The sequence below is a fragment of the Roseobacter litoralis Och 149 genome, from assembly GCF_000154785.2.
Lineage (GTDB): Bacteria > Pseudomonadota > Alphaproteobacteria > Rhodobacterales > Rhodobacteraceae > Roseobacter > Roseobacter litoralis.
Genome location: NC_015730.1, coordinates 4,152,993 through 4,166,912 on the forward strand (window position 1 = coordinate 4,152,993; position 13,920 = coordinate 4,166,912).

The following is a 13,920-nucleotide window of genomic DNA, read 5'->3' on the forward strand; positions in this document are numbered from 1 at the left end:
ATCGGACCTTTGCCGTGCGGCGGACAATCTCGGTGATCCGTTTGCTCAGGGCAAACCGCGTCTTCATCAGGTGGAAAGTTACTACCATAAGATCTGACCAAAAATGTCTTTACGTGTAGCTATTGCCTTAGGATTGAATAGAATTATCGTAATACACCTCAGAGCATAGCATAAATTGCAATCACGTGTTTATTTTTTACCGAACCACGCAAACACATCAGAATTTCTTGACGGCGGGGCAAGACGCTTTGATAAACAACATAGTATTTGAATATAACTTGAGTAATGCAAAATAGCGCCGCTGAATCCATCGCCGAAGAACTGCTCTACATCACAGGGAAAGCCTTGCTTGAGGCGGATTTTCAGATGTTCAGTGAGTGTTTCAGGCTCCCCCAGATGATGGAAACCGTTGACGGGCGGCGATTGATCACGACCGAGGCTGAGTTTCAGTATACGTTCAACTCGGTGCGGCGCCATTTACATGACTGCGGCGTGGTCGATTTCGCTCGTACCGTGGTATCGGCAAAGTTTCTGGATGCTGACACGATCGGCTCAACGCATGTCTCCAGCCTGCTTGGCGCGAATGGACAAGAACAGGCACAACCCTATCCCGTTTATTCGGTGATCCGACGGCATGGCAACACATGGCGGATTGTCTCGTCTCTTTATGCGATTCTCGATAACCCAGCTTACAACGAAGCCCTCATGGCTACGCCGGATTACTCTTCCACCGAACAATAAAGAGCGGGTTTTTACGTGAGCGACCACCGGGGGGGCAACGTGACCTTAGAGTGACCGGCAAGGACACGTGCCTCACCCCCTAATCCCACAAAACTGCATTGAAGCGTTCCTACGGGACTGACCCATATCTACCCCCGGACGCATGCGCAAAGTTGCGATCCCTTGCCAAAGACTTTCGAACAGAAGACAGATTCTGCGCCCTGCGCTATCTCAATGGTCTGTAAGAGGGGACGTTGCACGCTCGCTTAAAAAAAACCGAAGCCCCAGACGGAGGCTTCGGCAAAAAATAGCTGTCATGATGCCCGCTTTTTTACAAGGAGCGGACTGAACCACAAAGACTTGCGGGTCAGTCATTTGCCCTCAGCGTGTCATTGCACTGGCATATTATTTTGACGTCTTGGCCCAAAGGCATCCTGTGCTAAGCCAAAAGGGTCATATCTTGATCAACTGGGCAGCAAAACACCGTCAATGACGTGGATGATACCGTTGGACGCCATAACATCCGGGCTGATCACGGTCGCCTTGTTGATCTTGACGCCATTACGGCCGTCATAGTGCAGATCGCTGCCTTCGACGGTGGCAACGGATCCGCGCTTGCCGATGATGTTAGCCGCCGGAATCCGACCTGAAACGACATGATAGGTCAAAATTTGGACCAGCTTATCTTTGTTCTCAGGCAGGAGCAGGTTTTCAACAGTACCAGCTGGCAAAGCAGCAAAAGCCTCATCGGTCGGCGCAAAGACCGTGAAGGGTCCGGGAGATTTCAACGTCTCGACAAGTCCTGCGGCTTGGACCGCGGCAACAAGCGTGGTGAACGATCCGGCGGCCACAGCCGTATCAACAATATCGGGTGTCCTGCTTGTCGTCATGCCGCAGGCCGACAGACCCGCCAGCCCTGCAAAGCCAACTCCTGCTTTCAGCGCGCCGCGCCGTGAAATCATGTGTACCATTCGTCATTTCCTTTCATTCCAACTGCATAAAACAGTGTGTGTGTAATTTTCACACAAAACCAAATAACGCGCATACTTCAACAATCAACGATCTTGTGGAATTTTTTTACACTGGGTAGTCTCACGTGATGAACGCGACCGGATCAGATGGGTTTTTGCTGCTGCTCAAAGGGCTGATGCGCCCGCTTGTGCGCACGTTGATCAGTCGCGGCGTTACAGCCCCTGCATTTTATAAGTTGCTCAAGTCGGTTTATGTCGATGTCGCCTATGAGGAGTTTCGCCTTGGCGGCGCGGCCCCGACAGACAGTCGGGTGTCGCTTTTGACCGGAGTCCATCGTCGGGATGTGCGTACCATTCTATCAAGCGATGATGATGCGTGGAAAACGGCGCGCGGCAAATCCGCGACTTTCGCGACAGTCCTGAGCCAATGGATGACGCGCCCTGAGTATCAGGATGACACAGGCCAGCCCATAAGCCTGCCCAAGACATCCGATAACAGTCCGAACTTCGAAGCGCTCGTTCGCGAAATCAATACGGACATCCGACCGCGCACGATTCTTGACGAACTCACCCGACAGGATCTGGTCCATGAAAGCGCCGACGGACTGTTGAGGATAAGTGAGGGTGCGTTCACAGGGCCAAGGTCTGATCACGACAAACTGGTGTTTTTTGCCGCCAATGTTGGTGATCACCTTGCAGCGGCCTCACAAAACCTGCTTTCGGATGATGCGCCCTTTCTGGAACGTGCCGTGTTTTACAATCGGTTGTCGCCCGCGTCTGTGGACCAGATCGAAGAACACGCAGGTCAACTGGCGCAAAATATGCTCGAGACGCTCAATGCACAAAGCAGTGTGTTGCAGCAAACCGACCAAGATGGGACGGGAGCAAAGGAACGATACCGGTTAGGCGTTTACTTTTACCGAGAACCATCAAGCGCTGATCCATCCAAACCAAAGGACGAAACAAGTGAGACAGAAAACTAGAAGGGACATCCTTTCGCTTCTGGGGTCGACAGTCCTTTTGGCCTCTTGCGCACCGGCCGTGGTCACGCGCGCCGGCAATGATCCCTTTGAGGGTGGCATCGGAGGCACCGGTATCGTTGGCGTTCTCACGGGTTTTGGCAGTCTGCTGATCAATGGCGTCACGGTCGATGTGACCCGCGCAACCAGATACACCACCAGCTTTGGCGCGACCTCACTCGACGCTCTGGTGCCGGGCATGTCCCTGACAGTTTATGCACAGCGACGTGGTGACAGGCTTGTGGCAAAGGATGTCTTTGTCGACCATCTTTTAATCGGCACGTTGCGCGCGCATCAGAGCGCTCTGCATGTGAATGGCGTTTCCGTGCGAGCGCCCAATGCGGTACATGCCCATACGCTGACAGGTACTCGCGTCGCTGTCAGCGGTGTGTGGTCTGCATCTGGTGTCATCGCCAGCCGGATTGACCCGGCAGTGATGGAAAAAGATCTGATCGCGGGCACCATCACCTCTGTGGACGCGGGCATCAACGGGATTGGCGGCGTGCGCCTTGACGCACAAGGGGTCAGGCTCATGACCGGGCAATATGCGGCAGTTATGGGAACCTCCCACGACGAGGGGTTTAATGTCCAGAGTATCGGGAATGGACGATTTGCCCGTGCCACCAGTCTGAGAAACCTGTCCGTTGAAGGGTATCTCGAACCCATCAACACCCAACCAGGATTCAGGATTGCGGGGCTCGGTCATAGTTTCGCCCGCGATGTTTCCCTCGGGTCTATCGGCACTCGGCGCGCGGTGTATTTCGGACGCTATGACGGTCTGTTTGGCGCGTCCAAAGGATATATTATGCCCGAAGACATCGTTGCGCGGCGCGAATTGCTGAACCGTGGTATTTCTGAAGGGTTCGACGGGCCGGTTATTGAGATTTGAATGGGCTCGGAGCGGGGCTGTCTGTGCACAAACCGGACGGTTTCCCTTCAACAAATGGTGATGCACAGGCCAGACCCGGTTGCTGTATCCGGTTGAAACCGCCACACTCTGGTCGGTGCAAACAGCATCTGAACCGGTGACCCTATGTAACGGACCGACGCATTCAAAAGGAAATACAATGACTAAACCAAATCCGGGCACTGCCGTTGCACAGGTAACAATTCCGACCGTCGATGGCGGAACGATCACGCTGGGACAGCCCAAAGACAGGTGGAGCATGCTGTTTGTCTATCGCGGACGTCATTGCCCCCGGTGCAAGCGGTTCCTCAACAAGCTGAATGCGGTATTGCCAGCATGGACCGACAGAATGGATGTCGCCGTGGTTTCTGCCGATACACGGCAAAAAGCGCTGGACGATCAAAAAGAATTTGGCTGGAACTTCGAATTGGGTTTCGATTTGAGCGAAGACCAGATGCGCGCCTTGGGCCTTTACGTGTCAGAACCCTTGTCAGAGACCGAAACCGATCGTGTTTTCGCAGAGCCGGGCGCATTTGCAATCCGACCCGATGGCACCCTGATGCTAGTTGAAATTTCCAACGGACCCGCGGCACGGCCTGATCTTGAAGAATTGCTGGACGGCATGATCTTCAACATTGAGAACGACCGCCCGGTGCGCGGCACGGCCTGATCAAAAATTGCAGAAACGCACTTCTGTGTGATACGTGTTTCTGCCCATTCCACAATCGATTTAGCCAGTGTAAATTATTTTGGTTTACACCCGCACAGAGTTTTAATGAGGGGATATTTTGAGATGCTGACACGGCGACATTTTCTGCAGACGTCTACGGCGTTGTTTTCGACGTCAGTATTGGGGGCGGCCAGCGCTACCGCTGCATCGGCAAGCAGCAATTGGTCGGCATGGGATGCGCGGGTCACACCGGCAAATTACAACCCTGCCACGACGAACCCGTGGGGATTGCATCCACGCTTTTTGCCCGTTCGGGTTGAGGCAAACAGCGGGCTTGTGCCCGGCGATATCCATGTTGATGCAGTTGCGCGCTATTTGTACCACGTTCAAGGCGATGGTACCGCGATGCGATACGGCGTCGCGATTGCGCGGGGCAATCTGTATGAACCGGGCGTTTTTACAATCCGGCGCAAGGCGCGCTGGCCCAAATGGACGCCAACGGCTGATATGATCCGCCGCGATCCGGAGCTTTATACTGAGTTTGCCGACGGAATGCCGGGTGGACCGGGCAATCCGCTTGGGGCGCGGGCGCTGTATCTATACGAAGGGAACCGTGACACCTATCTCAGAATTCACGGCACCCCGTCACCCAGATCCATCGGCAGCAGGGCGAGTTCCGGATGCGTGCGTATGGTCATGGCGCATATCATCGGTCTTTACGAAGAGGTGTCGCCGGGCGCTACTGCACATCTTTATCCTGCCGAATCCTATGTAACCGCAAACAGCTAGGCCTGCGGTCTGGTGCAAATGGGCCGCCCTTCGGCGGTGCGCAAAGGCAGCATTGTCGTCTCAACCGGGCCGGAATGACGGTACCAGTAACAGCCGTCTGTTTCTTTCAGCTGAACCGAATTCAAATCCTGGTTCGGGGCTGCCATTGCAACGATTTCTTCGGGCAGGTTTCGAATGAAGCCGGCATTTCCGCCAGTCGCAGCGGTACAGGCGCCAAGGCCAAACAATCCAATAATCAGCAAAATAAGCCTGCTTTTCATAGCTCTTTCCTATAACCGCTCTGTACGCAGAGTACCTGCGCAACATCAGACTACCAGCCCAAAATTAAAGGAACTGCTCGCCTGTCCTGCGATCAATTTGACACAAAATGCGTTAAGATTGAATTGTCAGCTCATGTAGAACGAAAAATAACGGCGCGCGCGCAGTTTCACCTGATGCCACCATCCGCCCCTACGGCAGGGCGCGCAACGTACCCCGTTCAATGATTTCGCAGGCAAAAAGCCGGGCCTCGGGGTGACGGTCAGGTTGCTCCAGCATTGCCATGACCAGCTCGACCGAGCTGTCGATGATCTGAGGGATGGGCTGACGGATCGTCGTTAAATCTATGTTTTGCCAGCGCGACATTTCCATGTCGTTTAAGCCGATGATGCCAATGTCCTCGGGGACGCGCATGCCGCCCTCGCGGATTGCGGTTAATGCGCCGATCGACAAAACGTCGTCGCCACAGAAATAGGCCTCGGCAGGGGCATTCTGCAATAACGAAAGCATCTCATTGCGCCCGGCGTCAAAGGAATAGGCAGTGGCAAAGCTATCTGAGACAGTGACATCATCTGCCGTCCGGATCACTTCCAGAAAACCTGTGCGGCGGTCTATTGTTGACGTTGCATCAGCCGGGCCGCCAAGAAAGCCCAACCTCTTGTAACCACGCGCGATCAGGGTGCGCGCTGCCATACGTCCGCACTCGATATTATCGATGCCGACAACATGGACGCGGGGCGCATGAGCAAATTTACCAAATGAATGCACCACGGGTATTTGCGACTTTTGAAAGGCCAGCGAGAATTCTTGGGAAAGGGTGGACGAGGCGACGATCACCCCATCGACCGAATATTGCCGCAAAAGCCGCAGCGAATTGGCCGGATCCGTTTCATCGGTAAGGTTGACCAGCAGCGGACGCAGGCCACGATCCTGCAGGCACCGCGTAAAAAGGTCAAAGACCTCCAGAAACACCGGGTTGTGAAAATTGTTCGAGATCAGACCGATGAGTTTGGTGCGCCCGGTGGTCAAGGACGAGGCCAGCGCGTTGGGGCTATAGCCCAAATCGTTTGCGGCTTTCTCAACTTTGGCCCGGGTTTTTGGCGAGACCGATGCCCCCACGGTAAATGTGCGCGACACCGCAGAGCGCGAAACACCGGCCCGTTCGGCCACTTCTTTTAAAGTTACGCTCATTCCGACCTTTTACTCTCAGCAGCACGGCTCAATCTGATCACAGGATTTGATTTCTTGCAACCGGTTGCAAAAATATTGAACCTGTGCTTTCTTCCTGCCGAAGGCGTAGGAAAACGTCCTTTGTTTAGGCTCAAAATTGCCAGTTCTGGGAGGAACAATGAAACATTTCTTGAAATCCACACTTGCCGCGGCCGCTCTGGCCATTGCGACGCCTGCGCTCGCGACAGACATTATTGTCGTCAGCCACGGTCAGGCCTCTGATCCGTTTTGGTCCGTTGTCAAAAACGGTGTTGAGAAAGCAGCTGCCGATACGGGTGCGAATGTTGAATATCGCGCCCCGGAAACATTCGACATGGTGGCGATGAGCCAGTTGATCGACGCGGCGGTGAATCAGGAACCCGATGGCATCGTGGTGTCAATTCCCGATGCGGATGCGCTTGGCCCATCCATCGAAAAGGCCGTTGCAGCGGGTATCGCCGTGATTTCCATGAACTCCGGCTCTAACGTGTCCAAAGGTCTGGGCGCGCTGCTGCACGTCGGACAGGAAGAGTTCGACGCGGGCAAGGCCGCCGGAGAAAAGATGGCAGAAATGGGCGGCACCAAGGCCCTCTGCGTGAACCACGAGGTTGGCAACGTGTCGCTTGATGATCGTTGCGCCGGGTTTGCCGAAGGTTTCGGTGGTGAAGTCATCGTACTGCCAACAACGAACGATCCATCAGAAATCGAAGCCAAGGTTAAGGCTTCGCTTGATTCCGACGAATCCATCGACACGGTTATGGCACTGGGCGCATCACTTGCTGGCGAGCCTGCGGTTGCAGCCGTCAAAGCCGTTGGCGGTGAAGGCAGCATCCGGGTTGGGTCATTCGACCTCTCCGCTGGTTTTCTTGAATCCGTCGCAGCGGGCGAAGCCGCCTTTGCAATCGACCAACAACAATACCTGCAGGGCTATCTGCCGGTCGCGTTTCTGGCGCTGCATGCGCAATACGGTCTGATCCCGGGCGGTAATGTGCCATCGGGTCCAAACCTGATCACGGCTGACAAGGCCGCACAAGTGGTTGAGTTGTCCGCCAAGGGCATTCGCTGAACGCACTTAAAGCGGGGCCCCACAAGGCCCCGCTTTTTTCAATACATACATTTTTCGGGAGGGAAAAATGCCCACAGATGCCGCCGTTGACGAGCGCATAAAGGAAGAGTCCTTCTTTTCGCGTATGATGAAACGTCCTGAACTGGGTGCGATTGCCGGGGTCATTCTGGTCACGGTGTTTTTCCTGATTACCGCTGACCCGGCCATGTTCACTCTCGCGGGCTTTATGAACTTCATGTCCCCTGCATCGCAGCTTGGAATTCTCGCGATTGGCGCGGCCCTGCTGATGGTTGGCGGTGAGTTCGACCTCTCCGTAGGGTCCATGGTGGCCTTTACGGGTCTGTTTTTCGGGGCCTGTGTTGTGACCTTTGGACTGCCCCTGATCATCGCCATTCCGGCCACGCTGATCTTTGCAGCCGCCGTGGGCGCGGGGAACGGGCAGATCGTTCTGGCAACGGGCCTGCCCTCCTTCATCGTGACACTGGCGTTTCTGTTTATCTTTCGCGGGTTGTCTCTGGTCGGGCTGAAATGGGCGACCGATGGATCCACCCAATTGCGCGGTGTGCGCGATGCGACAGAAAACGACTGGCTGACGCCGATCTTTTCGGGCGACGCCTTTCCCGGCTTTTTCACCAAACTGGCAGAGATGGGCATGATCGATACCTTCCGCAACGGCACGCCAAAAGTCTCCGGTATCCCGGTTGAGATCATCTGGTTTGTCATCATCGCTTTGCTGGCCACATATGTGTTGCAAAAGACACCTTTCGGAAACTGGATCTTTGCATCAGGCGGGGATGCCAATGCGGCTTCCAATTCCGGCGTTCCGGTCAAACGCGTCAAGCTGATCCTCTTCATGGTGACTGCAACCTGCGCGGCGCTTGTGGCCATCATCACCGTGCTCGACAGCGGATCAACCGACGCACGGCGCGGGTTCCAAAAGGAATTCGAGGCGATCATCGCGGCGGTCATCGGGGGCTGCCTGCTGACGGGTGGGTATGGTTCCGCGATTGGGGCCTTCTTTGGCGCGATCATTTTCGGGATGGTGCTGATCGGGTTGACCTACACGGACATTGATCAGGATTGGTATCTCGTCTTTTTGGGCGGCATGCTTCTGGTTGCTGTTCTCTTTAACAACATGATCCGCAAACGCGTCACGGGGGAGCGTTGATATGAATACGCAAACAACAGACGCACCCATCGTTCAGATGGAAGATATTGAAAAACACTTCGGCAATGTGATTGCCCTTGCCGGGGTTTCTTTCAACATCCTGCCCGGGGAATGCCACTGCCTGCTGGGGGACAATGGCGCGGGGAAATCCACCTTCATCAAGACCATGTCCGGCGTTCATAAACCCACCAAAGGCCGGATCATGTTCGAAGGGTCGGAAATGAGCTTTGCCAGCCCGCGTGATTCTATGGAAGCAGGCATTGCCACGGTCTATCAGGACCTCGCGATGATTCCGCTGATGTCAGTGACGCGGAACTTCTTCATGGGGCGCGAGCCGACAAAAGGCGCAGGGCTTTTCAAACGCTTTGATACGGATGAAGCCAACGACATCACCATGGCCGAGATGAAAAAGATGGGCATCAACCTGCGTGCGCCGGATCAGGCGGTTGGCACTCTATCGGGCGGGGAACGCCAGACGGTGGCCATCGCACGTGCGGTTTATTTCGGGGCCAAGGTGCTGATCCTTGATGAACCCACATCCGCGCTGGGGGTGCGTCAGACGTCCAATGTTCTTGCGACCATCGACCGCGTGCGCAAGGACGGGATCGGCGTGGTCTTCATCACCCACAACGTCCGTCACGCGATGGCTGTGGGTGATCGCTTCACCGTGCTGAACCGGGGCAAGACTCTCGGTACGGCAAAGCGGGGCGACATCACACCGGATGAGTTGCAGGACCTGATGGCGGGCGGTCAGGAAATGGCCAAACTCGAAGGATCGCTTGGCGGAACCATATGAGCGCACTCCTGCACAAACCAATGGGCCGTTCCGGAAAGGTGCATGACATCACCCCGGAACGCGCGGGCTGGGGCTATGTTGGCTTTGGTCTTTACCACCTGTCTCACGGGGAGACTGCGGCAGAGGAAACGGGTGATCGGGAGGTTATTATCGTCCTGGTCGAAGGCAAAGCCCGCCTCTCTGTCGCGGGGTCCGATTTTGGTGAGATGGGTGAGCGAATGTTGGTGTTTGACCGCACGCCGCCGCATTGCATTTACGTGCCCGGAAAAAGCGACTGGACCGCCACAGCGACAACCGATTGCGTCGTGGCAATCTGCAGCGCACCTTGTATCGCGGATTATCCAGCGGCGCGCTTGGGACCTGAGGGGATTGAACTGACACCACGCGGCAAGCGCCAGAATACCCGGTTTATCAACAACATCGCCATGGAAGGTCGCGACGTGGCCTCCAGCCTGCTGGTCACCGAAGTCTTTACCCCCGCTGGCAACTGGTCGTCCTATCCCAGCCACCGCCATGACGAAGACGACTATCCCCGCATGACCTATCTCGAAGAGACCTATTACCACCGCCTGAACCCCGCGCAGGGATTTGGCGTGCAGCGGGTTTATACCGACGACCGCAGCCTTGATGAAACCATGGCCGTCAGCGATGGCGATGTGGTCTGTGTGCCGCGCGGGCACCATCCCTGCGGCGCGCCCTATGGCTATGACATGTATTACCTGAACGTGATGGCAGGTCCCTTGCGCAAGTGGCGGTTCGAGAATGATCCTGACCACGACTGGATCGCGCAAAAGGACGCGGACTAGTGCTCAAAGGAGCATGGCAATGACCCAAGTATCCAAAAGTACCGTCGGTTTTTACACCGAAGCGGACTGTGACCTGAACGATTTCGCTTCGCTGACAAGCCAACAGACCACTCCCGATACTGTGCCGTTGGCCTCTGAGGTTTGCAAAAATATCCCCGTTTATGACATGGCGCTCCGCGGCGGTATGCTGGAAACTGTGCAAACCCGTCGTGAATTGATGGCGGAATGGGCGCAGGTTCTGCAGCGTGGCGCCGGTGTCATTGTATTGCGAAACGCTTGTGCGGACACCTCTGCGATTGATGATGCAACTGTGATCTATGAACGCATCATTGCGGATGAAAAAGCCGCGCAGGGAGGGGCGGCAGATCACTTTGCGGCCGCAGGGTCGAATGATCGGATATGGAATTCCCTGCAAAAACTCTGCGAGGCAGACCCGGATGTCTTTGTGCGGTATTTTGCAAGCCCCGCCATTGATGCCGCCTGCGAGGCATGGTTAGGGCCGAAGTATCAAATGACGGCGCAGGTCAATGTCGTTCATCCCGGTGGGTCGGCACAGCAGGCGCATCGTGACTATCATTTGGGGTTTCAGACAGCTGAAATCAGCGCTGCCTATCCTGCCCATGTGCACGACCTGTCCCCGCTGATGACCCTGCAGGGCGGGATAGCGCATGGGGACACACCGCTGGAGAGCGGCCCGACCAAATTGCTCCCGTTTTCGCAGCTCTACCGTCCCGGATATGCAGCGTGGCGGCGGGATGATTTTCGCGCCTACTTCGAAGAGAGCTACGTGCAATTGCCCTTGGCCAAGGGGGATGCGCTCTTTTTCAACCCGGCCCTGTTTCATGCCGCGGGAGCCAACGGTAGTCGTGACATCCACCGCATGGTGAACCTTTTGCAGATTTCCTCCCCTTTCGGGCGCGCGATGGAAACGGTTGATCGCACAAAGATGAGTTTGCTTGCCTTCCGGTCCCTGAAAGAACTGCCGTTGGCTGATGCTGCATTGCATGCTGCGATTGCGGCGACCGCCGAGGGATATTCCTTTCCCACAAACCTCGACAATGACCCGCCCACGGGTGGTCTGGCACCACCAAGCCAGCAGGATCTCCTGAAAACAGCGCTTGGCGAAAATTGGAACCAGCACCGTTTCGAAGCGGCGCTGACGGCGCAAGACGCGCGTAAAGATGCCTGACTGACAGATCAGAGTGCCAGATACCCAACACCAGCAAATGCGATAAGACAGCCGGACCATTGCGGGGGTGTCATGCGTTCTTTCAGGAAGGTCCAGGCCAGCAGGATCGTCAAAAGCCCGAACATGGACGAGGTAACAGAGGCATATTCCGGATTTGGCATCTTACCAGCAGACAAGACGGACAACAGCGCGACGCCATCAAGTATGCCCATCCCCACCAAAGGCAGCAGCGCTTTGCGTCCCGGCCAGAAGGTGGCGCGCCGCATCATGATCACGCCCGTCAAAAGGCTCAGCGCAGTGAGGCGGGCAATGAGCGTTGTGGGCAGTTCACCGGATAAATCCGCCGCAAGCTGTCCCAGTTTGAAGGTCGTTGCAAAACCAAAGGCCGACACCAGCGACAGAATAATTGTGCGCTTGATCGGCGGAATGTCATCGTCACTTTGATCGGACAAGGCTGCAACCAGACCCACACCAACAACAATCGCCAAAACCGCGAGGCCCTGCGCGGGCGTGACTGTGCGACCGCTGGCAACGGCATAAACAAGCGACAGAATGGGAAAGGACGCGATGATCGGGGCAACAAGCCTGACCGGGCCCCGCTCGAACGCATAGTACAACCCAAGGCTGGCGATCAGAAAGGCAACGCCTGCGCCCAGCGACAGCAAAACGCCTGTGCCAGAGACGAAAAAGCCGCCTCCCAATATCAAAATTGCCGTCAGCTGGAACAAGGCTCCGACGCAAAGCACCACAAACAGCGCTGCCAACAAGGGCACGGACCGGCTAAGATAACGGATGGCAATATCGTGCAGGCCCCAGCAAAAGGCGGCGATCAGGCCCAAGCCTAACGCTGTCATATCGGGCCGTCCAATGTGGCAGAGATGTTGGTCAAAATGCGCACTGCTGGTGTTCCGCCCCTTAGCTTTCTGCTGCCTAGACCTGTCGCATGACAGAACAGACTGCAAGAGATTATCGGAATCGAGGGCGGATGGCTCTCTCTGAGTGGAACGCCCTGACCATTTGGCGTTGGTTTATATGTGCAATGCAGTACTCAAACCAAATATTGTTGCCATATGGCATTAATCTATGTATAAGTTACCAAAAAGGTGTTTATATGTCTTTGCAGCCACTTGAAACAAAGGCGCAGGAATTTGCGCCGCAGCCGATCACCGCTGAGGAAGGGGCCGCAATGTTGCGCGCCGTTCTGCGTCTGTTTGGCAAGTGGTCCATCACGGATGAAGACGCGGCAACGCTGCTGGACCTGCCCGTGCGAACCTACCGTCGCTGGAAGGCGGGACAGCCTGGCCGGTTGGACCGCGATACAAAGGCGCGGCTTTCCAACATCCTTGGCATTCACAAAGCACTGCGCATTATTTTCCGGGACACGGACCGGGTTTACGCGTGGGTCAAGGCCCCGAACACAGCCTTTGCCGGACACTCCGCACTGGAGGTCATGCTAGGGGGTGAACTGACGGACTTGATGCGCGTGCGCCGCTATCTGGATGCGGAGAGAGGTGCTTGGTAGAGCCATCCATCACGCATGTGGACTGGCCCCGTGGCGTGCGCATCATCCGCAGCACCTATCCCCCCATCGACTTGTTCGAAGACATCGCAGATCCCGAAGACTGGCCCCTGTTGATCTCGGCTGAGCAAAAGACAAACCCGAGACTGATGGAAAGCATCGGCACCCTTGATCTGATCCCACCGGACCGGCGTGTTGGTGGACCCGGTGCAAGCTACTTGATGGCTCCGTTCACGCATAGCAGTACCGATCGCCCAAGCCGGTTTTCCGATGGCAAGCTGGGCGTACTATACATCGCCAGTGATTTTGAAACTGCTGTCAGGGAGACGACATACCATCATGCGGCTTTCATGTCGGCCACGGCTGAACCACCGGGCTGGACATCCCAGTTTCGCGAACTGTGCATGGCTGTGGATGCAGATCTGCACGACATCCGAACTGTGAACGAAACCATCCAACCGTTTTTGCATCCCGACAATTACCTGCCCGCACAAGGTTTCGCCGCGCAACTCAGAGCGTCGGGTAGTCAGGGAATTGTCTATCCCAGTGTGCGCGGTGACGGGGAATGCGTTGGACTTTTCTATCCCGACCTCGCCCATTCACCGGTTCAGGGACGCCATCTTGATTATCATTGGAACGGAACCTGCGTCGATCTGGTCCGTGATGCAGGAAGTGGCGATGTCTATCGCGTGGTGAGGTAGGTCGCCTGCCACTACCGCTTAGATTTAAAAGAAGACTGGCATTGATCCGGGTTTTTCAGCAAGGAACCGCTGAACTTTGCACGGCCCGAGCATGAAACCACTGTTACACTGCTGAAAAACCGCGCAGCCAAG

At 55.8% G+C, this 13,920-nt stretch carries 16 protein-coding genes; 12 read left to right on the forward strand and 4 right to left on the reverse strand.

The window, feature by feature from the left end; translation table 11 throughout:
- The first annotated feature begins 285 nt into the window (after positions 1-285).
- Positions 286-741 (forward strand): hypothetical protein, encoded by a 456-nt coding sequence (locus RLO149_RS19925; RefSeq protein ID WP_013963884.1) that lies wholly within the window; start codon positions 286-288, stop codon positions 739-741.
- Between the two features lie 443 nt (positions 742-1,184).
- Here RLO149_RS19925 and RLO149_RS19930 read toward each other — a convergent pair whose 3' ends face one another.
- Positions 1,185-1,691: a fasciclin domain-containing protein gene (locus RLO149_RS19930; RefSeq protein ID WP_013963885.1), complete on the reverse strand. Its 507-nt coding sequence runs from the start codon at positions 1,689-1,691 to the stop codon at positions 1,185-1,187.
- Positions 1,692-1,819: 128 nt separating this feature from the next.
- Here RLO149_RS19930 and RLO149_RS19935 point away from each other — a divergent pair, with 128 nt between their 5' ends.
- From RLO149_RS19935 to RLO149_RS19950, 4 genes are all read left to right on the forward strand, one after another.
- Positions 1,820-2,674, forward strand: coding sequence for a DUF6502 family protein (locus RLO149_RS19935; protein WP_013963886.1), 855 nt, complete (start codon positions 1,820-1,822; stop codon positions 2,672-2,674).
- Complete coding sequence (locus RLO149_RS19940; protein ID WP_013963887.1) at positions 2,658-3,599, forward strand: DUF5666 domain-containing protein; 942 nt, start codon at positions 2,658-2,660, stop codon at positions 3,597-3,599. The genes RLO149_RS19935 and RLO149_RS19940 overlap by 17 nt, the downstream gene beginning before the upstream one ends.
- A gap of 178 nt (positions 3,600-3,777) precedes the next feature.
- The gene (locus tag RLO149_RS19945; protein WP_013963888.1) at positions 3,778-4,287 is read left to right on the forward strand and encodes a peroxiredoxin family protein; all 510 of its coding nucleotides are present in this window, start codon (positions 3,778-3,780) and stop codon (positions 4,285-4,287) included.
- Between the two features lie 123 nt (positions 4,288-4,410).
- The gene (locus RLO149_RS19950) at positions 4,411-5,076 is read left to right on the forward strand and encodes a L,D-transpeptidase (RefSeq protein ID WP_013963889.1); all 666 of its coding nucleotides are present in this window, start codon (positions 4,411-4,413) and stop codon (positions 5,074-5,076) included.
- Here the strand turns inward: RLO149_RS19950 and RLO149_RS19955 are convergent.
- Together RLO149_RS19955 and RLO149_RS19960 are read right to left on the reverse strand one after the other, a co-directional pair.
- Positions 5,073-5,336, reverse strand: coding sequence for a hypothetical protein (locus RLO149_RS19955; RefSeq protein ID WP_013963890.1), 264 nt, complete (start codon positions 5,334-5,336; stop codon positions 5,073-5,075). The genes RLO149_RS19950 and RLO149_RS19955 overlap by 4 nt on opposite strands.
- Before the next feature lie 190 nt (positions 5,337-5,526).
- Positions 5,527-6,525 (reverse strand): LacI family DNA-binding transcriptional regulator, encoded by a 999-nt coding sequence (locus RLO149_RS19960; RefSeq protein ID WP_013963891.1) that lies wholly within the window; start codon positions 6,523-6,525, stop codon positions 5,527-5,529.
- A gap of 157 nt (positions 6,526-6,682) precedes the next feature.
- On the opposite strand from RLO149_RS19960, the gene RLO149_RS19965 reads away from it, so the two are divergent.
- From RLO149_RS19965 to RLO149_RS19985, 5 genes are all read left to right on the forward strand, one after another.
- The gene (locus tag RLO149_RS19965) at positions 6,683-7,609 is read left to right on the forward strand and encodes a sugar ABC transporter substrate-binding protein (RefSeq protein ID WP_013963892.1); all 927 of its coding nucleotides are present in this window, start codon (positions 6,683-6,685) and stop codon (positions 7,607-7,609) included.
- A gap of 67 nt (positions 7,610-7,676) precedes the next feature.
- Positions 7,677-8,777, forward strand: coding sequence for an ABC transporter permease (locus tag RLO149_RS19970; RefSeq protein WP_013963893.1), 1,101 nt, complete (start codon positions 7,677-7,679; stop codon positions 8,775-8,777).
- Position 8,778: 1 nt separating this feature from the next.
- Positions 8,779-9,573, forward strand: a complete 795-nt coding sequence (locus RLO149_RS19975; protein WP_013963894.1) for an ATP-binding cassette domain-containing protein — start codon at positions 8,779-8,781, stop codon at positions 9,571-9,573.
- Positions 9,570-10,379, forward strand: a complete 810-nt coding sequence (gene iolB, locus RLO149_RS19980; RefSeq protein WP_013963895.1) for a 5-deoxy-glucuronate isomerase — start codon at positions 9,570-9,572, stop codon at positions 10,377-10,379. The genes RLO149_RS19975 and iolB overlap by 4 nt, the downstream gene beginning before the upstream one ends.
- Before the next feature lie 19 nt (positions 10,380-10,398).
- Complete coding sequence (locus RLO149_RS19985; protein ID WP_013963896.1) at positions 10,399-11,568, forward strand: phytanoyl-CoA dioxygenase family protein; 1,170 nt, start codon at positions 10,399-10,401, stop codon at positions 11,566-11,568.
- Positions 11,569-11,576: 8 nt separating this feature from the next.
- Here the strand turns inward: RLO149_RS19985 and RLO149_RS19990 are convergent, their stop codons facing one another.
- Positions 11,577-12,422 (reverse strand): DMT family transporter, encoded by an 846-nt coding sequence (locus RLO149_RS19990; RefSeq protein ID WP_013963897.1) that lies wholly within the window; start codon positions 12,420-12,422, stop codon positions 11,577-11,579.
- A 257-nt stretch (positions 12,423-12,679) separates the two neighbouring features.
- Between RLO149_RS19990 and RLO149_RS19995 the strand changes: the two genes are divergently transcribed.
- Positions 12,680-13,090 (forward strand): MbcA/ParS/Xre antitoxin family protein, encoded by a 411-nt coding sequence (locus tag RLO149_RS19995; RefSeq protein ID WP_044025459.1) that lies wholly within the window; start codon positions 12,680-12,682, stop codon positions 13,088-13,090.
- The gene (locus RLO149_RS20000; RefSeq protein WP_013963899.1) at positions 13,084-13,788 is read left to right on the forward strand and encodes an RES family NAD+ phosphorylase; all 705 of its coding nucleotides are present in this window, start codon (positions 13,084-13,086) and stop codon (positions 13,786-13,788) included. Before RLO149_RS19995 ends, RLO149_RS20000 begins: the two co-directional genes overlap by 7 nt.
- The last annotated feature ends 132 nt before the right edge of the window (positions 13,789-13,920 follow it).